This window comes from Acetobacterium carbinolicum (genome assembly GCF_047456275.1).
GTDB lineage: Bacteria > Bacillota > Clostridia > Eubacteriales > Eubacteriaceae > Acetobacterium > Acetobacterium carbinolicum.
The window spans coordinates 2,528,148-2,549,035 of record NZ_CP173357.1 but is presented as its reverse complement, the minus strand read 5'-3'; the positions used below and the strand labels follow the sequence as shown (position 1 = coordinate 2,549,035).

The following is a 20,888-nucleotide window of genomic DNA, read 5'->3' as shown; positions in this document are numbered from 1 at the left end:
ATGAGCGAATCAACTTTTATGGGTGTCGAACGGGATCGGATTGATTGGTCTCCCCGAATTGATTTTACAAAATGTAACGATTGTATGGATTGTGTGGAATTTTGCCCTCATCAGGTCTTTGAAGTCGATGAAAATGCCAAGCCCAAACTAAAGGTTAAAAACCCTAATAACTGTGTTGTATTTTGTCGCGCCTGCAGTAAAACCTGTGGTCCGGATGCGATTACATTTCCCGACAAACCGGAAACGACTAAGAAGATTAAAGCCATTCGTAAGGCAGAAAAAGAGGCGGCAACCGATGAGTAAATCGATTTGTGTATTGCCTTGTAATGGTTTGGATAAATGTGCTGGGGATCTGTCCCGACGTGTTGCCCTGGAGATGGCTCAATCAGAAGAAGTGGAGCTTATCTGTCCGGTTTTACTAAATCAGAATAAAAGTCGCTACGAGAAAGTTTTGGAAGCTGGCAGCTTAACGGTGATCGATGGTTGCAATACCCGCTGTACCAGCAAACTTGCCGGAGAGTTACAACTTGCCATCAAAGAAAAAATCAATGTCAGCGAGGTTGCCAAGACTCTGGATATCAAGCTGGGAGTTGAAATCCGCGAAGATGCGGACACTCTGGCAGTGGTTCAGGCGGTGCTGGAAAAAGCAAACAGTTTCACTGCAGAACAGCTCGAATCGGAATTCATTAAACCGGACTTAGTGGAATATGATTCTTTTTCTCATGGAAAGTTTATTTTTAAGGTGCCAAAAGCAAATTATTTTTTCAATGAAAATGACTGTTGGGTATCAGTATCAGGGAATATGGCCAGGGTCGGTGTTAGTGATTATGTGCAACAGAATCTCTCTGATATTCTCTATGTTGACCCGCCGGAAATCGGCGATCAATTTGAACAGTTTGACGATTTAGGTAGCATCGAATCCAGCAAAGCGGTATTTGAAATTATTTCACCGGTGTCTGGTACTGTGGTTGCTGTTAATACCGGTTTAAATGATGCCCCCGAGCAGGTTAATGAAAGCCCTTATGAAAAAGGCTGGCTGGTGGAGGTTCGTCTTAGTGATTTCGAAGAAGATCGGGATCTTCTCCATGATTGCCTGGCCTATTTTGAGTTATTAAAGAGAAAGGTAGCAGAAATTGATGTCTAAAATAAAAGTAGTACCCTGTAGCGGGATTGGAAAAGTATTTGGCCTATTGGCCCGGGAATCAGTGCTGATGGTCACCGGGGAGAAATGTCCAAACGACACAGAAACCCTCTGTCTGGCTCATGTGGTCACTGGAGATGACGAAGTAGTGGGGAAGATTAAAGGCGAAACCTGCATCACCATGGATGGCTGCGCCAAGTATTGCGCCAAGAAGAGTATCGAAGAAACCGGTGGGATTGTTGCAAAAAGCCATAAGGTCCCAGATTTTATGAAAGCCCACCGTGGTGAAGAACATGGCACCGGAACCTATCTCACGGATGATGGCTGGAAATACGCCGAAGAACTGGCTGAGATTATGGTCGAAGAGATCAAAGCGATAAAGGGAGAGGTGAACTAAGATGCTAGGAAACAAAATTGGCGTTATTTCATGTAGTGGCGAAGAGTGCCTGGGTGGAACGATTTCTCGTCTGGCGGTTAGAAAAATGATGGAAGAACGAAGACCGGGGAAGGTATCCACCCTATGTTTACCTTTGTTTATTGCCGGTGATGGCGGCGAACGGGAATTTGCTGAAAAATATCCTACCATTGCTGTGGATGGCTGTTCAAAATGCTGTGCCAAACGGGCTATCGAAAAATATAGCAATAAAGTAGCTGGCAGTGTCGATGTAGCTGAAATTATTGGCGCTGAAAAAGCCCTTGAAAAGCCTTTGTCAACACGTCATCTCACCGATTTACAGATGGAATTTGTGAAGCAAACAGCCGATAAAACCTGTCAGATTTTTGATGAGATTATAGCAAAACAATAAATTTGCGAAAAATTTAATAACGATATAAGTAGAATTAACTCTTTAATGTAGGGGCGATTATTAATTGCCGGCGCACTGCGCAATTGCCAGTTCAATTGGCAAAATTCTTTAATCCAACGTATCTAGTAATAAAAAAGCCAGATCATTTTCAGTGAAAATCTGGCTTTTTTATTACTAACGATTATTTTTTCATAAACTAGACTCAGTCGGTTTCATAACCAAGCAGTTGGAGATGGGCTTCCAGGCTTAAATAATTGGGAGCATATGCTTCTTCTTTCATGAGGGTACATTGGTTTAGCCGAGTGGTGCCTAAAATCAGTTTGGAGGCAAAGGCCATACAGGAACCCTGACCGCAGACCTTGCAGCCAACTTTCTTGGGTAACAATTTGTAGAGCTGGATGGCACTGGGTCGCTCTCGGGTCTCTTCATTAGGGACGATGTTATCTCGGTTTTCCCAGGTCTCATTAATCAGATTATAGAGTTGATCGATCATCTCATAACACTCTGCTTCATTGGTTAACTGTGTACAGGTGAGATTTCGTTCATGGATATTGATAATATGACTGTCAATCTTGTAGGTGAAGGTTTGCGCTGATGGAAGATAAAGTCCGGTTTTTATGACAGTATTAAGATAAGGCATCACTTCAGGAACCGGGTTACTGAGTTTAGCACGAAATTTAATCCGACCACCACCGGTGGTACACGGTTTGATGTAAATAAGACTGATGGTTGAGAGGTACATTAGTTGTTCTCCTTTAAATAAGATTTTAAGCCATTGACCAGGGTATCGATATCCGCTGTTTCATTAAAATAGCCGATGCCGATGCGGCAGGTTCCCCGGCTAACGGTGCCAATCAGACGATGGGCACTGGGTGCACAATGTAAGCCGGAACGAATCATCACATGACATTCCTGATCCAGATAAAAAGCAATTTCTTCAGGAACGTGACCTGTAATATTAAACGGAATAACACCAACAGTTTTGGAAGAATCCCGGGGACCGTAAATCTCAAGCCCAGGGATCTCACTTAAAACGTTTAGTGCGTAGTCCATTAGGGTATCTTCTTTATGTCGGATTGTTTCCAGGCCTTCTGCTTCGAGAAATGCCAGGGCAGCACCCAGACCGATAATTCCGCTGACGTTCATGGTACCGGCTTCCAGATGGTTGGGGTAATAGTCTGGCTGGTATTCGTAGGCTGAGTCGCCGCCGGTGCCGCCAGAGATGAGGGGATCGATTTTAGCATTGCAATTAACGACCAATCCGCCGGTCCCCATCGGTCCTAAAAGGCTTTTATGTCCAGTAAAGGCCAAAAGATCAATGTTTTGTGCCTGGACATCAATCGGAATAACCCCGGCAGTTTGGGCAGCATCGACTAGTAAAAGGATGTTATGTTTTCGGGCTAAGGCACCGATTTCACCAATTGGTTGGATCGTCCCCAGCACATTGGAGGCATGGGTGAAGACGATAACTTTTGTATCGGGAGTGATGGCTGCTTCCACATCGCTGATATCTGTTTCACCCTGCTCTGTAGCCGGGACCATTGAAATATAAATCCCCAAATCCCGTTCCAGGGTTTTTAGGCATCGCCAGACGGCATTATGTTCCAGTGAACTGGTCACCACATGATCACCGGGTTTTAAGATGCCTTGAAGTGCCAGATTTAAAGATTCAGTAACGGAAGACGTGAAGACCACGGTCTTAGGATCATTATGGTTAAAGAGTTTTGCCAGTTTTTTTCTGGTCTGATAGACTAGACCATCGGCGATAATGGCTTTTTCATAAGATCCGCGACCGGAAGTTCCACCATTATTGACAATATAATCGTAAATTGCTTCGGGAACTGCCAGCGGTTTAGGAAAAGTGGTTGCAGCGTTATCTAAATAAATATCCATAATATACTCCTTCTATAATCAAATAATAATATGCTTAGTCGTTTCTTTTATCATAGACGCTAATGGTAATTTCGTCAATAAAATTAACAGGTAGAATTTGGGTTGATTAAAATTCTGACACTACGAATCGGTTTGGAAAAGGGGCAAAAAAATTACGGTTGACAAATTGGCACGAAAACGATATCGTATGAATAAAACATCATATGAAGGTGCGGTTGTTTGAGTTGTATGAAAACAAAACGATCAGATAACCAAAAAGGAGACACAATGAAAATTACGGTTATTGGTGCGGGTCCGGGTGGTTATGAAGCCGCTATTATGGCAGCTAAATTAGGTGCAGAAGTGACAGTTATTGAGAAAAAGGAGGTTGGTGGCACATGCCTTAATATCGGTTGTATTCCAACCAAAACATTGTTGGCTTCGGCAGATGTTTTGACAACTTCAGCAGAAGCCGAAAAGTTTGGGGTCTTTAATGATCATACGACTGCTAATTTAGAACAAATTATTGAACGAAAAGATAAGCTGGTTTCTGGTTTAGTGAAGGGAATTGAATTTCTTTTTGAATCAAATGGTGTTAATCTGGTTCGCGGGGTTGGCAAACTAATCGATGCTAAAACGGTTGAAGTTGCGCGGAGTGATGGCGAAGCGCTAACACTGGTAAGTGATAAAATACTATTAGCAACGGGGTCAGTCCCGATCTGTCCGGAAATGTTTTGTTATGATGGTGAGAAAGTGATTACCAGTACGGAAGCGCTGTCTTTAAAAACGCTGCCAAAATCGATGATTGTCGTAGGGGGAGGCGTCATCGGGTGTGAATTGGGGCAGTTTTTTAGTCGCTTGGGGACGAAAGTAACAATTGTCGAAATGGCCGACCAGATTTTAAGTGCCGAGGACGAGAGTGTAGCAAAACAACTACTGCGGCAGTTAAAACGGGAAAAAATAAAAGTATTGACCGCCAATGGTGTTACGGATGTGAAGGTTCAGGATTCCGGAGTGTCAGTGACATTAAAAAAGGGTGAACGTTTAGAAGCTGAAATAATGCTGCTTTCGATCGGTCGATCCAGTTTTTCAAAAGGACTTAACCTGGAAGAAGTAGGAATTAAAGTTGATTCTAGAGGTCGGATCGAAGTCGATGAGTCACTAGAAACCAGTGTAAAAGGAATTTATGCCGTAGGGGATCTGATTAATACACCTTATTTAGCTCATGTCGCTTCTAAGGAAGGCATTATCGCCGCAGAAAATATGTTGGGGAAAAACAAAACAGGCGTTCATAAAGCGATCCCCAGATGTGTCTATACCGATCCCCAGGTTGCGGCGGTCGGGATAACTGAAAAAGAAGCACAGCAAAGGGGAATCGTTTATAAGGTTGGAAGTTTTGATTTTCGTTCCCTGGGAAAAGCTCAAATCATCGCTAAAATTCAGGGCCAGGTTAAAATTATTGTCGATGAAAAAGATGTCATTATTGGTGCCTCAATTATTGGACCTGAGGCGACCGATCTTTTGGCTGAGTTAACCATGGCCGTGCATCTTGGCTTAACGGCAGAAGTGCTAGGAGAAGTGATCCATCCACATCCAACCCTGTCCGAAGCCATTATGGAAGCGCTGCATGATGTGCATGGAAAATCAATTAATAAGGTCTCGACGCGGTTTTAAAGGGAGATCTTAAATTACTAAAGAACACTTGACATGTTCACATGAAAGAGTTATCATATGAATATAAGAACATATGAATTCTTATTCATATAAGAAAGAAGGCCCTTCATGTATAAAAATTTTACACCTGATCATGTTAGCTTAACAAAATATTTATTTTACACTGGCAAAGGCGGTGTCGGCAAAACCTCCACCGCCTGCGCAACTGCAGTGAGTCTTGCCGATCAAGGGAAAAAAGTATTTCTTGTCAGCACCGACCCGGCTTCTAATTTGCAGGATGTGTTTGAAACTGAACTATCCGGCCAAGGGGTTCCCATTAAGAACGTTCCTAATTTAATGGTTGCCAACCTGGATCCCATCGAGGCCGCTGAAGAATATAAGGAATCTGTCGTCGGACCATACCGGGGTAAATTGCCAGATGTAGCGATTGCCAGTATGGAAGAGCAACTGGCAGGATCTTGTACCGTTGAGATTGCCGCATTTAACGAATTTTCCCGATTCATCACTGATGAAAAAATGAGCAAAGACTATGATTATATTATCTTTGATACCGCCCCCACCGGTCACACCCTCAGAATGCTTCAATTACCATCAGCCTGGGACAGCTTTATTGATGACAGTACCCATGGTGCTTCCTGTCTGGGGCAGCTATCCGGTTTAACCGAACAAAAGAAAATGTATGAAAAAGCCGTGCGAACCCTCTCTGATGGTGATATGACAACCTTGATTCTAGTTTCACGACCGGAACCATCGCCGCTGGCAGAAGCAGCCAGAGCGTCTAAGGAATTAAAAGAAATTGGCGTTGAGAATCAAATTCTGATTATCAACGGAGCGCTGGAAAATTTTGACAAAACCGATGAAATTGCGACAGCCTTTTATGGCAAACAAAAAGACGCCGTCAAAAATATTCCCAATAGTTTAAAGACTCTGGATATTTATACCTTACCGCTTCGTGCCTATAACGTTGCCGGGGTTGATAATATACGCCGACTATTCACCGAAGATGATGTGATTGATGTTGAAAAAGTTCAGGAAACAATTGACTTGCCTGGTTTGGAAAAACTGGTCAAAGATATGTACGATTCAAATAAAAAAGTGATCTTCACCATGGGTAAAGGTGGCGTTGGTAAAACGACTATCGCAGCCGCTATAGCACTGGGACTCTCAAAAATGGGCAAGAAGGTCTATCTAACCACCACCGATCCAGCCGGGCATATCAGTGCATCAACTATGGGTGGTGAAAACATTAGTGTCAGTAATATTGATGAAGCCGAAGAATTGCAAAAATATCGTGATGAGGTCGTTGGAAAAGCCAAAGCAGCGAATATGAGTCAAGATGACATTGATTACATTATTGAAGATTTAGAATCTCCTTGTACCCAGGAAATTGCCGTATTTAGAGCTTTTGCAGAACAGGTAAAAAAAGCTGAAGATGGAGTAGTTGTGATTGATACGGCACCAACTGGTCATACCTTGCTGCTCCTTAACTCGACTGAGAGCTATCATAAAGAAATGGAACGATCCAATGCAGATATTCCGGATTCAGTTGTTAATCTTTTACCACGATTGCAAAATCAGGCCGAAACGGAAGTGGTGATTGTAGCTCTACCAGAAGCAACACCAGTTTTTGAAGCACTGCGCTTAGAAGCAGATTTAAAACGTGCTGGTATTATGAATAAGTGGTGGGTTATGAACGCCAGTTTATTGGCCACCGACACCAAGGACCCATTCTTACGGGCACGCGCCAATAATGAAGAAAAATGGATCAAGCGAATTGCAAAAGATACTAAAGGAAACTATGTGGTTATTCCCTGGAAAAAATAAACAAGTCTGTTTCGACAGATCGACGAACAAGTTGAATTAATTAAAAATAAAACTAAGAGGAGAAACAAAATGATTATTACAGATGAAGCAAAAGTGGTATTAGAAGAAATGTTAAAAGAAGGCGGTCAAGATTCACTCCAGGCATCCCTGCAACAGGGTTGTTGTGGAACATCCCTTTATTTTACTTTTACCAATAAAAAAGCAGATGATCAACCAGTGGTCGTAAATGGCATTAATGTGTTAATGGAAGGTGAAGCTGTTATTAAAACGAACACAGTTACGTTAAAAACCGATGATGAAGGCAAGTTGATTGTTGAGGACTCAGCTCAGAAATCAGGTTGTTGTTAATTTAAATGATTAAGAGCAGAGCTTTTTAAAAGGCTCATCTTTTAGAAGGAGAAGAAAATGAATAAAGTAGAAATATATGATCCGGCCATGTGCTGCTCAACAGGGGTATGTGGACCAGGTGTAGACCCCGAGTTGTTACGGGTTTCAGCCATATTAAATGTGCTAGAAGGTGAAGGAAAAAAAATTCTCAGATATGGTTTGTCTGAAGACCCAATGGCCTTTGTTGCTAGCAAGACAGTAAATGATTTAATTCTTAACGAAGGGGTTGAAGTGCTTCCGGTCACTATTGTCGATGGTGAAGTAAAAAGGAAAAAAGGATACCCTTCCAATACAGAATTGGCAACCTGGGCAGGACTATCTGAAGAAGAATTAGTGAAGCTGGTTGCGAAGGCTCAAACAGCTACGATAATCAAGAATGATTAACGGGCGCGTACCAGGTCAGAAAACCAATGAAAAAGGTCTGAAAAGCTTACGTTCATAGAGATAATATTCAAGGTGCAAATTTTGCAAGGGTTGTTTGGGTGTTGCAGGCAACTTAACTAACAACCCTTTGCTTTGATTTTTATAAATGAATCGTTGAAGTGGTGGCTTTAATAAAAGTTATAGATACAAGAGGTGAAAAAATGACAGTTGTTGAAATACTTAAGGTTTTATCAGATACGAATCGCCTAAGAATTCTGAATTTATTATACGTTCAGGAGCTGTGTGTTTGCGAGTTGGAATACTTATTGGGAATCTCTCAATCTAATCTTTCAAAGCATCTCAGATTGATGAGTGATGCTGGTTTTTTGGAAAGTCGTCGGCAGAACAAATTTGCCTATTATAAAATAAAGGCGTCCGTTTTTTCTGAGCATCCCTTTCTGACAACTATTTTTGAGACGGAATTAAATAAAGAAGAATTTTTAATGGAAGAAATAAATAAATTAAGTCATTATCAGAAGAGTGAATTAACCTGCCATAGTATAACAGCGTTGATAGTATAAAAAATGAGGTAACGCTAACTATTGTGTTTAGGAAAGTTAGACCTGTCCGGTGACAGGTGTTGTGCTTGGGGGAGACTGTGGTTAACAAAAAGCGAGGTATAATATGGAACTTAAACGGCTATATATTGAGCTCACAAATCGATGTAATCTGAATTGTGAGATGTGTTTTAGGCATACCTGGGACACCATTGAAGGGGATATGGATTTGGAACTATTAAAGTCCATTCGTGAACAGGTAAAAGAGTTTGGGTCACTTGAAGAAGTTTTTTTTGGCGGGATCGGTGAACCGACGGTGTACCCACATTTTAAAGAAGCCGTTGAGTTATTTGATGGTTATAAGCTTTTAATGACCAGTAATGGGATTATGACAGAAGAAAATGCGAAGTTGATCTGTGAAAAATTTAATGAGGTTTATTTTTCAGCAGACCAGTATCACGAAGATACCCAGGGCGTCAAGGATCAACTAATCAATACCTTTGAAACAATCTCAAAGTATCATAAACAAACCCATTCATCCACTCCAAAGGTTGGTGTTGCCTATGTGATGACAAAAAGTAATAAAGAAGCCTTGTTTGAGATCATGGATATGATGAGGCACTATGGTTTTCATCGGCTGTCGCTATCGCATCTGCTACCGATCAACGAAAAAGATACAAATGATATTTTTTATAATCGATATGAAAATGCTGAAGGTAAGGCTTATTTAGAAAAAATATTTACCTATCGCGATATTAAAATAAATATTCCGGATATGGAATTAAAAACTGAACGACGCTGTACCTTCATTGACAAAGGTTATGTTTATATTGACACCAAGGGCGAAGTGATGTCCTGCTACCGTCTGGCCAACAGTTATGATGAGTACGTCTTTGGGGACAAAAAAAGAGTGATTAAACATTCATTTGGAAATGTAAGTGAAAAATCCTTAAAAGCGATTATCGAAGGCAAAGAATATCAGGATTTCTGGAACACAGTTTACAATAATCAATATCCATCCTGTATTGACTGTGATCTCCGCGGTGGATGTAGCCTGGTAGAAGACACCAAATACGACTGCAATTTCAATACGCCATCCTGTGCCGACTGTCTATGGGTTCGAAATTTCGTACGCTGTCCATAGGAGTATAAAATCTAAATGAGTAAGGAAGTACTGTAAAAGCGAACTGAGCGCGATACAGTACTTTTCTGTATTTAATAAAAATTTGTGTAAAAACTATTGACATATAAAATAAATATTATACAATTGCTTATATCGAAACGATATACTTAAAAAACCAGAATAATTATTGGTCTGGTGTACAGATTATTTTGAGATAATGGATTATTAAGAGGGTAATAGCAACTAAAAAGAAAGTGTGATGATGCACTAAAGGTATGATCAGGTGGATCGCATTGAAAAAGAAAGAGTGTGCTGAAAGAAGGGTGTTATGTTAGAATTTGCAATCCTTGGTTTCTTGTTGGATCGGGATATGACCGGTTATGATATCAAACAAATGATGGTCTTGCGGACATCAAATTTTATTGATGCCAGTTTTGGTAGTATTTATCCAATGCTTAAACGATTGGAAAAGATTGGACTGATTACTTTTTCTGAAATTGTCGAAGGTAACCGGTTTAAAAAAATGTATACCATAACGCAAAAAGGACGCGAACATTTTATCGAATGGCTGCAAACACCTTGTACATTTTCTCCTTTTAATCAGGAATATTTGGCAAAACTGTTTTTTTACAAACATTTAAAGAAAAATGATGCGATTCTAAATATCGAACTTTTTAGAGGGACAGTACAGGATGCTATGGAAAAACTGTCGGAAATTGAAAGAACAATCGGTGATGGGATGGACCCTTTTGAATACGCCAGTCTTTCGTTTGGTCGGACCTATTATGAGATGGTTTTGAACTGGCATGAAAAACTCATTGATGATTTAAAAAATACCTCATTGGAATAAATGGGTAAAATTAACCGTACATCTTCTAACGATGTACGGTTTTTATAATTCATTATTATTTTCTGAGACAATACGCAAAAAAACATCAGCGACTTCTGGATCAAACTGGGTATGTTTGCCATTAATGATTTCTTGAATGGCGGCCTCAAGTGTTAGCGGTTCTTTATATGGTCGGCCATAAGTCATCGCATCAAAAGCATCGGCAACAGCGATGATCCGGGCTTGCAAAGGGATTTGATCGCCGGATAAGCCTTTGGGATAACCTTTGCCATCATATCGCTCGTGATGAAAGAGAATAATATTGGCGAGCGGAGCGTAATCATTGAGCGAACTCAAGATGCTGTAACTGATTTCCGGATGCCTGTGAATTTCCATCCATTCAAAATTAGTTAGTTTATCAGACTTATCCAAAATCTCGTTACCAATGGCAATTTTCCCAATATCGTGAAGAGTACCTGCCGTTTTCAACTCATTAATCTCTTCATTTGTCATTCCTAGCTCGGTTCCGATAAGGCCGCTAATTTTACTCACCCGCTCTGAATGTTCCTGTTCACGGGGAAGCTTTTCATAAAGGGTCTTCATAATAAATTGAATAGCTTCGTTACGGGTGCTGCTGCGTTCGGAAATTTTGTATTGATACATCTTGTTTTCAGCAGCTTTAAAGACCTCGTCAATTTCCTCATCCGGAGTATTTTTAACACCCCAGCCGCTGGAAATAGAGATATGACCTGCTTCGAGATTTTCTTGGCTTAGCGCTGTATTGATCCGTTTCGCCAGTTCTTTGGCCTCCTTGATAGTCGTCTGGGGAAGTAGGATAACAAACTCATCACCGCCAACACGGGCGATAATATCGTCGCTTCTCGCTTTTTCTTGCATGATCTGGGAAACTTTTTGAAGTAGTCGATCCCCAGCCAGATGTCCAAAGGCATCATTGGTTAGCTTTAATCCGTTGACATCAAAAATAAGCAGCGATAAAGGCAGATTTCGTGGGGTATTTAAGCGTCTTAGTTCTTCATCAAAAAAACGACGGTTGTATAAACCGGTAAGGTGATCGTGAAAGCTTAAGTATTCAATTTGCTCCTGCTTCTCTTTTTTATCAGAAAAGTCCCGAAAGACAATAACAACTCCGGTAATATGACCATCCTGATCTTTGATTGGGGCAGCACTATCCTCGATTGGAATCGTCAGGCCATCTTTAGACAAAAGCAAGGTATGATTGTTGAGTTCAATAATTGCTCCTGTTTCAAGAACCCGGGCGGCTGGGTTTTCACAGCTTTCTCGGGTATATTCATCAACAAGACAAAGAACCTGATCAAGGGGTAAACCATAAGCTTCTTGCAAAGACCAACCGGTAAGTTTTTCAGCAACTTTGTTGATTAAGGTAACATATCCCCGTGAATCGGTAGAAATAACACCATCGCCAATGGACAACAGAGTCGTTCGAAAACGTTCTTTTTCGATAAAGAGTGATTTCTCAATAACTTTACGCTGGGTGATATCCTGAATACTGACCACAAATTTGAATGATTGATCGGTTTTAATACAAAAAAAATCGGCTAAAAACCAGCGTTCATCGGAAATCAGCGGAGATTTATATTCATAGTTTTGTTTTTTTTGAGTAGTATAAGTTTTTTTAAAAACAGATAAGATTTCATCAGAAATATCCTTTGAAAAAATAGTGGTGATATGACTTCCAATGATCTTATTTTTGGGCATAAAAAGCGTGGTTTCGTCATGGACGATGACATTCGTGAAATAATAATCGTCGCTGACCTCAAACACAATATCGTGGAGGGTGGTAAGAAGCAGATTCTTCTCAGCCAAATCCTGCTTTTCTCTGGTGATATCATGAAATAAGGTGATGAAATAATTGGTTTCGGGAGAATAGACCTGAATCCGATACCATCGCTTTAAAGGCTCTGAATACTGTTCGATTTCATCCGCTCCGTTGTTAAGAGCAATCTCACCGTAGAAACGTATCCAGTTAAAGTCTGAATCCTTGATCTCTGGTAATATTTGTGTTAATGTCTTTCCGATGATCATTTGGCTTTGCAGTCCAGTTGCGGTTTCAAAGGCTTTATTAACCTCAATAAATTCATAATCTACAGGAACGCCTTGAGTATCACAAATAATTCGATGATACGCATAACCCACATGCAAATGCTTAATGGTTTCATGATAAAAATTATTTGCCATAATCCCCGACCTCCTATCCCAAAATTCATAGTTTTATCTGAGATGCGATCGCATTTTTTGCTCAGATTTTTGCAGAATTGAATCGCATTTATTTATATTCCTATTATGCATAATTTTAATAAAGAATACAATGATTTATTGATAAATTATGAACGATTTTAAGAATCGAAATACTTCATCGTGTTGTCTTTTAATCGGTGTCGGAGAAATATATTACGATTTGAATTGCTTCCATCGCTTTAAGGTTGGGAAGAAAGCTTCCATTTCTTGCCTGGCTTCATCGGCACTAATCCCTGGTTTCTCTTTTAATAGGTAGGGAATACTCACCTCAATCATTCGTTCTTTTGTAATTTGCGACGTGAATTCACCGTTTTTATAACAATCGTCACAATAATCAAGGCTCCTGGTACCGTTTTTTTCAGTGCCATACAGTTTATTGGTTTCGCCCATCGGTTTTCCACAGCTTTGACATAGTTTTTCATTCATTGTCGTATCTCCATTCATTATTTAGAAATCTCGGTTTAGCTTTGTAGCACATTTGGTTCAGGAAGCAATGACGTGGTGATTGTTTGTCTCAAGGCAAAGAATCGCCACACCAAGACCTTTGACTTGGATTTATTATACCCGGTGTTTCCATTTCAAAACAAGTGACGCGCTGGTGTGCATTAGAATACAGAGAAAATTAAGAAAACAAATTTACAAACCAACAATAAATGTGTACGGAAAAAAGTGATTCGTCTTAGAATGATCTAAATTGTAAAAGTATGTGACATTATAATAAAATGAACTTAACAGTAAATTTAGAGCAAGAAGACAAAATAGCAGAAAAAACGAAATAATGATAAAAAAAACAGAAATCATGTCGTAATTTGGACTAGAATTAAGGTTAAAACAGTATATTAATTAAAATATACTAAAAAATATTGACATTCATGTTGTATACGAGTACAATAAAGTTGGAAATAAAAAATAAATTACAATATTGATAATCGTTATGGCTGTAAATAAAAGATTCCATTTAGCGTATAATAAGGTAATTACGAAACGGACTGCGTTAAATGCAGCGGATTCGTAATTATCAATTATAAAAATTAAAGGAGAAGTAATATGTCAAAACTTGAAGAAGTTAAAGCAAAGGTCGAAGCAGGAAAGTCCAAATTGGTTCCCGGTCTGGTTCAGGAAGCCCTGGATGAAGGTAATGCAGCAGCAGAAATTCTCCAGGCTATGGTCGATTCCATGGGTGTTGTTGGGGACAAATTCTCATCAGGAGAAATTTTCGTACCGGAAATGTTAATCGCGGCTAAGGCCATGTCAAAAGGCGTGGAAGTGTTAAAACCTCTGATGGCTGGCGACGGTTCCGCTTCTTTAGGTACTTGTGTAATCGGTACCGTAGCTGGGGATCTCCATGATATCGGCAAGAATCTGGTTTCGATGATGATCGAAAGTGCCGGATTTGATATGATTGATTTAGGTGTTGATGTACCCGCGGACACCTTTGTTTCGGCAGTTAAAGATAATGATAATGTGAAAATCGTCGCGTGTTCTGGCCTGCTGACTACCACCATGCCAGCTTTAAAAGAAGCCGTAGCAACCGTTAAAGCGGCTTGTCCGGATGTAAAAGTTATTGTTGGGGGGGCCCCGGTTACACCGGAATATGCTGCTGAAGTTGGCGCCGACGGATATGCGCCGGATGCTGGTAGTGCGGCTGTCAAAGCGAAAGAACTGGCTACGGCTTAATTTCATAAATATTTACAAGAGGAGAAATCAAAATGCTGACAAAAAGACAGAATCTGGTAGAGGTCATGAAGGGTGGTAACCCGGATCGCTTTGTAAAACAATACGAAGCTTTCGCAATGATGATGAAAACGCCAATTACACGAATTAAGCCACCAGTAGGTGGAGAGATTGTGAATGAATGGGGAGTTACCATTCGCTGGCCAGAAGGTCAATTAGGTGCCTTTCCGGTACATGATGAAGAACATATTGTGGTCAAAGATGTTACCAAATGGAGGGACTATGTAAAAGCACCTTCGGTTGAACAACCCGAGGAAAAATGGGCTGTTGCCATTGCTGAAGCCGAGGCCGTTGACCGAAATGATCAATATGTCACTGTTTTTGTGGCACCAGGAATTTTTGAGCAGGTTCATTATCTGATGAGCATGGAAGAAGCGTTAATGGCATATTACGAAGAGCCGGAAGCGATGCATGAGCTCATTGACTATATTGTGGAATTTGAACTTAAACTGGCGAAAGAGTTTATTGATCATCTTCATCCGGATGCCGTTTTCCATCATGATGACTGGGGCAGTCAGATCAATTCATTTATCTCTCCAGAGATGTTTGATGAATTCTTTGTTCCGGCCTATAAGAAAATCTATGGGTATTACAAAGACAATGGGGTAGAATTAGTCATACATCATAGTGATAGCTATGGTGCTAACCTGGTACCATCCATGATTGAAATGGGTATCGATATTTGGCAAGGCGTGATGACCACCAACAATGTCCCAGAACTGATTAAAGCGTATGGCGAAAAAATAACGTTTATGGGTGATATTGATAGCGGCGTTATTGATTTCCCGGGATGGACCCAGGAAAATATTGCAGAAAAAGTGGAAACAGCGTGTCGACGATGCGGAAAACTATATTTCATACCTGGTGCCAGCCAGGGCCTGAACGTTAGTTCATTCCCCGGTGTTTACGAAGCAACGGATGAAGAAATTGATAAAATGACAAAAGAAATGTTTTAATTTAAAGGAGGTTTCATCCCATTTTAAATCTGGGTTGAAACCTCCTTTTTAGATGATAACAATTATTTATAGAGAAACTTAATTTGCCTGCAGTCAATGGTTTTAGCGATTTGGATACCCTTATAAAGAAGGGTGGTGACCGCATGTTGATCGATGCCAAGCAATCGGGGTAGAATTCCATTAAGTAAAAAGATCAATTCGTCAATCGAGTCATTTAAAGGTTTTTCAAAATAGTTCAGGAAATACTCGCGGCGTCCACCAAAATCAATAAAAAGTAAGTTATCGAATTCTCTTTCGCTGACGACTAAATTGTATTCTTTTATATAACCAAGGTAGGTGTTGCGGATGAAATCACCAGCAACGCGATAGTTTGAGGCTTTTCTAAGAATTTCATAGTAAAACCGTCGATTGTTTTCATTGTTGAGAATCAGATCAAAATAGATATAACTCAAAGCCGCGTGATGAAGGATGGGATTTTCAAATCCATCAATTGTCAGTGCGTTTAGACATTTGTCAATTTGCTGGTAATAATCCAAATAGATCTCGTGGACAATCTTATCTTTTGTTTTAAAATAATAGGTAAAAAGACCAATGGGTGTATCAGCTGTTGTTACGATGTCTTTAATCTTTGTTTTTTCATAACCATGTTCATAAAAGCACTTTTTTGAAATTTCATAAAGATGGTTTCTTGTCTGGATACCTTTTTCGTACATTTTATACTCCTCGAGTCTTCAGGATTCAATCTGCTTACATCCTATCATATTTCGGTATAGATTTAAATCCAAAAAATTATAAATCAGATAAATTTTATGATTTTAATTTAAGTGGAAAGAAATAAAACAATTCGTCCCTTTAACTGATGACAATTGTTTCGGTTGACAATTTAAAATATATGTAATATATTACCTTTTAGAGAAGTGTGCTTTAACATCTGCTGTTATAAAATGAAGAAAAGAGGGCGATTATGATTACAATCTTATCAGATCATACAGAAGTTGGCGAAAGACTCAATAAAAAACTGAGGGATGGAAAAATAGAAACTGAATTTATTTCTTTAACTGATTTGGACGTGGGTCCATGTTACAGTTGTGGCGGATGTACTGATAAAACCTATGGACAGTGCATACATCGGGATGATGCCGATATTATTCTGCCAAAATTGATGAAAACTGATGTGTTGGTCATGGTAAACCCGGTTAAATGGGGAAGCTATTCATTTAAAATGAAACGTGTTTTCGATAAATGTGCTGTTATTGGAGATCGGCATTATTATTGTAAAAAGGGGGAGCTGGTTAAAGGAAAAATTGGTCGGGTTCACACTCTAGTAGCGATTGGTGTTAAGGATCAATGGAAGAATGACGAAAAAAGTGCTTTTAAGAACCTGGTTGTGGAAAACATCAAGATTATGAACATCAAGGGTAGTGTATATATGGTTGATGACAGCAACCTTAACGTTTGCCTTGAATCGGTAGTGGAGGGTTTAAACCAATGAAAAAAGCAGTTATAATAAACCTGAGTCCCAGAAAAACAGGGACAAGTATGATGCTGGCTAATCGTTGCCAGACGTTTCTTTCTTCTCGGGATTATCAGGCAGAAATCCTGCATTTATATCCAAACTTAAAAAATTTAAATCCGTTATTGGTAGCTATTAATGACGCCCAGACGATTATCATGGTTGGTCCCTGCTACATTGATACTTATCCAGCCGATACAGTATACTTTTTAGAAGAGCTTGAAAAGAACCAGGACGTCCTCCATGGACAAGGTCTTTATGGGATTATTCAGGGCGGGATGCCCTATGTTCATACCCATGAATCAGGTCTGAACATGCTAGAACTGTTTGCCGGTGATTATGACCTCAGTTATAAGGGGGGATTTGTGATTGGCATGGGGGCAATGCTAAATGGTCAACCATTAGACAAACTATTAAATGGTAAAAAAGTTGAGCACGGGTTTGGACTTTTTCTGGAAAACGTGGCAAAGCAAGAAATCTCTCAGCCGAACCTATATCATCATGCCCAGTTAAGGATGCCGGGGCTGGTTTATTATTTAATGGCAAAAATGATGAATCGAAGAATTGATAAACAGCGTCGGGAAAAGGGGATTGGGGATCAGGCAAAAAGCCCCTATGAGAATCTTTAAATCAATGAGTCACAAAGAGAAGAGCAGGAGAATTAACGAACTGAAACGATAAAAAAAAGTTTATGCATTTTTAGCGAAAATAAGGGTAAAAAGTAAAAAATAGATTAAATGACAAAATATCAGAAATTTATTTAGGAGGTGGATTCATGATTCAGGAAAACCCGAAAAAGAATCCGGAAGAAGAAAAATTAGGATGTTTGAGCCAGGAAAAACGCAGACGACTTAGTACCAAAAAAAATTACTTATGGGTTGTGGCGGTTAGTTTATGTTGTCTGGTGATGATCGTTGCAGGGGGGTGTTTTGGTGGCGCTATCCAGGAAAACAGTAAAACCGCAATCGATGAGTCCATGGTTTCTGATCAGACAAACGGTGAGATGGCAAGTGCGGTGGAGACAGTCGAGCCAGCGGCAAATGCCAGTGCACCTTTTGATGCATCAAAGATTATTTATAGCGGAAACATCAGTCTGAACACCGACGACTACCAAAGTACCTTTGAAAAAATTCGTAACTATGCGCAGGAATTGGGTGGATTTGTTCAGGATGCGGGATCGAACTATGCATCAGAACAGGCTGGCGTTCAAGCTAACTCGGGCTATCTTACCATTCGGGTGCCATCGGCGAAATTTTCAGAAGCGATGACCGAGATCCAGACATTAGGCAGTCCTATTAGTGCCAATGTCAGCAGCACCAATATTTCGCAGCAGTATCAGGACGTGCAGGCGCGTCTTAATAATCTGAAAATTGAAGAGGGACGACTGGTGGAGTATTTAAAACAGGCCATCAATATCACCGACTTGTTAGCGATTGAGAGTGAACTAAACCGTGTACGCACAGAAATTGACAGTCTGACCACCACGATAAAAAACTGGGATACCGATATGGCCTACTCAACGATTTATATTTCACTTTATGAAAAGAAATTATCCTCGTCAGTGGTAAGTTCCCCCTTTTCTGAAATATTTTCTAAAATAGCGGAAGGGTTTGTAACATCGATCAATTTAGTTCTTTATATCTTTGCCTTTCTGATCGTTTTAATTTTCAGGCTGATTCCATTTGCTGCCATTGCCGGATTAGGATTCTTTATTGGTATGATGATCAGAAAGAAAATGAAAGAAAAGAAGCGTCGTCTCAAAAAAATCGATACTATTGAACCGGAAGATACAAAAATAGAGGATAAAAAATAAGGAGGAAAGACAATGTTTTGTGAAAACTGTGGTAAACAAATTCCAGATGATGCAGCATTTTGTACCCATTGCGGAGCCAAACAATCAGGAGGTTCGGCACCATCCCAGACCGTAAGTACGATACCAAAGCCCCAACCAGTTAGAGCAAGTCCACCGACACAACCGGTCGGAGCTACCGCGGGAGTGGATTTGATTACGATGGGACAGTACCTGATTATGTTTTTGATCACAGCCATTCCCATTGCCGGGATTGTGATGCTCTTTATTTGGGGATTTGGCAGTGAAACAGGTCCTAATAAAAAGAATTTTGCCCGGGCATATTTGATAATGATGGCAATTGCCATCGCCTTGGGAATTCTCATCAGCATTGTGATGGGGGCAATTATGGCATCCATTATGGGTTCTATGTATTACTATTAAGCAGCTATAACATACAAAAGAGATGCCTACGAGTTGGCATCTTTTTTGTGATTAGCACGTTATCGCGTGCGTTGTGTGAAGGATGGGTGAGAAGCGACTGTAAATTTATCAGGGCCATTAACAAATAGACATTGACAATTAAAGGCAAAAAAAATATAATAAAAATAATTAAATACGGAATGAAATTGCTTACTGATCTTAACTTCCTAAAATATTAGAATATTATGGAGGTTATGACGTTAGGGTTTTGTTGGAAACGACAGGGCCTCCCACATTGGAAAAGTAAGAGAATTCATGTTTGCATCGAATTTTTTGTGGGTTTAGCTTTGCTGAGCCTTCTTTTTTTGCAAAAATTGTTTTTTTTGTTTTTTCTGTTGGGATTCCTGACTCAGCATGCTTCCGTAAAAAAGAAAGCTCAGGAGGAAAAAATGAAAAAGAAGTTGTTAACACTGGCATTGGTGATGGTTTTAGGGGTTGGTCTGCTTGGTTGCAGTTCACCTGCGGCAGATTCAAAAAAAGAAGAAAACGCTTCCAAAACGGAAAGCCAGGAGCAGGTGGCCGAGTTTAGCATTACCCTGGAAGGGGTTGATGGAAAAACCCAGTTGACCCAGGCAGATCTTGCGGCTCTTCCTTTGGTTGAAAAAACCATAAAAATGACTAAAAAAGATGGCTCAGAAACAGGTGGGATTTTTAAAGGGTATGCCTTAAAAGACGTAGCCGAAAAATTAGGAGTCACCGATTTTACCAGCATCACGATGGAAGCATCAGATGGTTATTCCAAGCCCTATGATCAGGCGACGGTGGAAGCAGAGGATTCACTACTGACCATCTCACTTGACGGTGAAGAACTCGTCAGCGTAGTGGCAGGCAGTTTAGGTTCCAGCGCCTGGGTTCAAAACATCAGTAAAATGAGTGTTGTGAAATAATAAGAGCTTAAGTGGGCAAAGTCACCTTTGCCTGCTTTGTTTTGTTTGGGGAGCGGTGCGGATTTTAGAATTAAAGGAGGGTTAAAAAGATGAGCAGAGAAACGCGTGATGATGACACCTTGGTTAATTTGAGTAACAAAAATTCTAAACGCAAAGAGCGGCTCAAACGATGGATCCTGCCACTGGTGATTCTCTCTTTAACCCTTTCTTCTGTTTTTCTGATTGCGATTAACAAAAGTCAGACGGAGCAGCGGTTGGGTGCTCTGGGGCAGGAAACTGTTAAAATAATAGTCGGTGATGAAATGGTTGCCCAGTTTAATCTTGACGAGGTCAAAGTACTGCCAAAGGTTTTGATTGATGAGGGGCTAAATACCAGTAACGGCAGAGAAGAGGTGGTCTTTGGTGGTTTGCTGTTAAAAGATGTGCTCGACACCACTAACTTTGACTACCATCAGTATAATACCGTAACCTATAAAGCCATTGATGGTTATGCGTCCCCCGGGACGGTGGCTGAATTGGACGCGGGTGGGGTCTATCTAGTCTATGAACGAAACGGGATTCAAAATACCGATAAAACTCAGGGTGGAACGGGTCCCATGGAAATTGTTATTACCGGTGAGACCTTTAGTTTGCGAAATTGCAAGTATTTAAGTGAAATATATTTCGAGTAAAA

Annotated in this window: 24 protein-coding genes and 1 riboswitch; of the genes, 19 read left to right on the top strand and 5 right to left on the bottom strand. The window is 40.2% G+C overall.

The window, feature by feature from the left end; translation table 11 throughout:
* The 4 genes from ACIZ62_RS11815 to ACIZ62_RS11800 are packed head-to-tail and all read left to right on the top strand — an operon-like array spanning position 1 to position 1,947.
* Complete coding sequence (locus tag ACIZ62_RS11815; RefSeq protein WP_111886456.1) at positions 1-303, top strand: ferredoxin family protein; 303 nt, start codon at positions 1-3, stop codon at positions 301-303.
* Positions 296-1,144, top strand: a complete 849-nt coding sequence (gene gcvH / locus ACIZ62_RS11810; protein ID WP_111886457.1) for a glycine cleavage system protein GcvH — start codon at positions 296-298, stop codon at positions 1,142-1,144. Before ACIZ62_RS11815 ends, gcvH begins: the two co-directional genes overlap by 8 nt.
* Positions 1,137-1,538 (top strand): putative zinc-binding protein, encoded by a 402-nt coding sequence (locus tag ACIZ62_RS11805; protein ID WP_111886458.1) that lies wholly within the window; start codon positions 1,137-1,139, stop codon positions 1,536-1,538. Before gcvH ends, ACIZ62_RS11805 begins: the two co-directional genes overlap by 8 nt.
* A gap of 1 nt (position 1,539) precedes the next feature.
* Positions 1,540-1,947 (top strand): putative zinc-binding protein, encoded by a 408-nt coding sequence (locus ACIZ62_RS11800; protein ID WP_111886459.1) that lies wholly within the window; start codon positions 1,540-1,542, stop codon positions 1,945-1,947.
* A 202-nt stretch (positions 1,948-2,149) separates the two neighbouring features.
* On the opposite strand, the gene ACIZ62_RS11795 is transcribed toward ACIZ62_RS11800, so the two are convergent.
* Both ACIZ62_RS11795 and ACIZ62_RS11790 read right to left on the bottom strand, forming a co-directional pair.
* On the bottom strand, positions 2,150-2,689 hold the full coding sequence (locus tag ACIZ62_RS11795; RefSeq protein ID WP_111886460.1) for a (Fe-S)-binding protein: 540 nt from the start codon (positions 2,687-2,689) through the stop codon (positions 2,150-2,152).
* The gene (locus ACIZ62_RS11790; protein WP_111886461.1) at positions 2,689-3,840 is read right to left on the bottom strand and encodes an aminotransferase class V-fold PLP-dependent enzyme; all 1,152 of its coding nucleotides are present in this window, start codon (positions 3,838-3,840) and stop codon (positions 2,689-2,691) included. The genes ACIZ62_RS11795 and ACIZ62_RS11790 overlap by 1 nt, the downstream gene beginning before the upstream one ends.
* A 267-nt stretch (positions 3,841-4,107) precedes the next feature.
* Between ACIZ62_RS11790 and lpdA the strand changes: the two genes are divergently transcribed.
* The 7 genes from lpdA (at position 4,108) to ACIZ62_RS11755 (ending at position 10,597) form a co-directional block, all read left to right on the top strand.
* Positions 4,108-5,493: a dihydrolipoyl dehydrogenase gene (gene lpdA, locus ACIZ62_RS11785; RefSeq protein WP_111886462.1), complete on the top strand. Its 1,386-nt coding sequence runs from the start codon at positions 4,108-4,110 to the stop codon at positions 5,491-5,493.
* 108 nt (positions 5,494-5,601) lie between these two features.
* The gene (gene arsA / locus ACIZ62_RS11780) at positions 5,602-7,317 is read left to right on the top strand and encodes an arsenical pump-driving ATPase (protein ID WP_111886463.1); all 1,716 of its coding nucleotides are present in this window, start codon (positions 5,602-5,604) and stop codon (positions 7,315-7,317) included.
* Between the two features lie 69 nt (positions 7,318-7,386).
* On the top strand, positions 7,387-7,665 hold the full coding sequence (locus ACIZ62_RS11775) for a hypothetical protein (RefSeq protein ID WP_111886464.1): 279 nt from the start codon (positions 7,387-7,389) through the stop codon (positions 7,663-7,665).
* A gap of 57 nt (positions 7,666-7,722) precedes the next feature.
* Positions 7,723-8,088 carry an arsenite efflux transporter metallochaperone ArsD gene (gene arsD, locus ACIZ62_RS11770; protein WP_111886465.1) on the top strand — a complete coding sequence of 122 codons (366 nt, stop codon included), beginning with the start codon at positions 7,723-7,725 and terminating at the stop codon, positions 8,086-8,088.
* Positions 8,089-8,288: 200 nt separating this feature from the next.
* Entirely contained in the window at positions 8,289-8,648 is a 360-nt protein-coding gene (locus ACIZ62_RS11765) for an ArsR/SmtB family transcription factor (protein WP_111886466.1), read from the top strand.
* A 103-nt stretch (positions 8,649-8,751) separates the two neighbouring features.
* On the top strand, positions 8,752-9,768 hold the full coding sequence (locus ACIZ62_RS11760) for a radical SAM protein (protein WP_111886467.1): 1,017 nt from the start codon (positions 8,752-8,754) through the stop codon (positions 9,766-9,768).
* A 307-nt stretch (positions 9,769-10,075) separates the two neighbouring features.
* Complete coding sequence (locus tag ACIZ62_RS11755) at positions 10,076-10,597, top strand: PadR family transcriptional regulator (RefSeq protein WP_111886468.1); 522 nt, start codon at positions 10,076-10,078, stop codon at positions 10,595-10,597.
* Positions 10,598-10,639: 42 nt separating this feature from the next.
* Here ACIZ62_RS11755 and ACIZ62_RS11750 read toward each other — a convergent pair whose 3' ends face one another.
* On the bottom strand, positions 10,640-12,793 hold the full coding sequence (locus ACIZ62_RS11750) for an HD domain-containing phosphohydrolase (protein ID WP_414150206.1): 2,154 nt from the start codon (positions 12,791-12,793) through the stop codon (positions 10,640-10,642).
* A gap of 213 nt (positions 12,794-13,006) precedes the next feature.
* A complete protein-coding gene (locus ACIZ62_RS11745; RefSeq protein WP_111886470.1) occupies positions 13,007-13,279 on the bottom strand; it encodes a zinc ribbon domain-containing protein in 273 nt (90 codons plus the stop codon).
* A 621-nt stretch (positions 13,280-13,900) separates the two neighbouring features.
* On the opposite strand from ACIZ62_RS11745, the gene ACIZ62_RS11740 reads away from it, so the two are divergent.
* Both ACIZ62_RS11740 and ACIZ62_RS11735 read left to right on the top strand, forming a co-directional pair.
* The gene (locus ACIZ62_RS11740) at positions 13,901-14,530 is read left to right on the top strand and encodes a corrinoid protein (protein WP_111886471.1); all 630 of its coding nucleotides are present in this window, start codon (positions 13,901-13,903) and stop codon (positions 14,528-14,530) included.
* A gap of 32 nt (positions 14,531-14,562) precedes the next feature.
* Positions 14,563-15,543: a uroporphyrinogen decarboxylase family protein gene (locus ACIZ62_RS11735; RefSeq protein ID WP_111886472.1), complete on the top strand. Its 981-nt coding sequence runs from the start codon at positions 14,563-14,565 to the stop codon at positions 15,541-15,543.
* A 62-nt stretch (positions 15,544-15,605) separates the two neighbouring features.
* Here ACIZ62_RS11735 and ACIZ62_RS11730 read toward each other — a convergent pair whose 3' ends face one another.
* A complete protein-coding gene (locus ACIZ62_RS11730) occupies positions 15,606-16,256 on the bottom strand; it encodes a TetR/AcrR family transcriptional regulator (protein WP_111886473.1) in 651 nt (216 codons plus the stop codon).
* Between the two features lie 251 nt (positions 16,257-16,507).
* Here ACIZ62_RS11730 and ACIZ62_RS11725 point away from each other — a divergent pair, with 251 nt between their 5' ends.
* From ACIZ62_RS11725 to ACIZ62_RS11700, 6 genes are all read left to right on the top strand, one after another.
* The gene (locus ACIZ62_RS11725; RefSeq protein WP_111886474.1) at positions 16,508-17,035 is read left to right on the top strand and encodes a flavodoxin family protein; all 528 of its coding nucleotides are present in this window, start codon (positions 16,508-16,510) and stop codon (positions 17,033-17,035) included.
* Positions 17,032-17,685 (top strand): hypothetical protein, encoded by a 654-nt coding sequence (locus ACIZ62_RS11720; RefSeq protein WP_414150205.1) that lies wholly within the window; start codon positions 17,032-17,034, stop codon positions 17,683-17,685. Before ACIZ62_RS11725 ends, ACIZ62_RS11720 begins: the two co-directional genes overlap by 4 nt.
* Before the next feature lie 146 nt (positions 17,686-17,831).
* Positions 17,832-18,869, top strand: coding sequence for a DUF4349 domain-containing protein (locus ACIZ62_RS11715; RefSeq protein ID WP_111886476.1), 1,038 nt, complete (start codon positions 17,832-17,834; stop codon positions 18,867-18,869).
* Between the two features lie 12 nt (positions 18,870-18,881).
* A complete protein-coding gene (locus ACIZ62_RS11710; RefSeq protein WP_111886477.1) occupies positions 18,882-19,289 on the top strand; it encodes a zinc ribbon domain-containing protein in 408 nt (135 codons plus the stop codon).
* A 178-nt stretch (positions 19,290-19,467) separates the two neighbouring features.
* A riboswitch (molybdenum cofactor riboswitch) is annotated at positions 19,468-19,590 on the top strand.
* Between the two features lie 127 nt (positions 19,591-19,717).
* Complete coding sequence (locus tag ACIZ62_RS11705; RefSeq protein ID WP_162624363.1) at positions 19,718-20,215, top strand: hypothetical protein; 498 nt, start codon at positions 19,718-19,720, stop codon at positions 20,213-20,215.
* Positions 20,216-20,304: 89 nt separating this feature from the next.
* A complete protein-coding gene (locus tag ACIZ62_RS11700) occupies positions 20,305-20,886 on the top strand; it encodes a hypothetical protein (RefSeq protein WP_111886479.1) in 582 nt (193 codons plus the stop codon).
* Positions 20,887-20,888 lie beyond the last annotated feature (2 nt).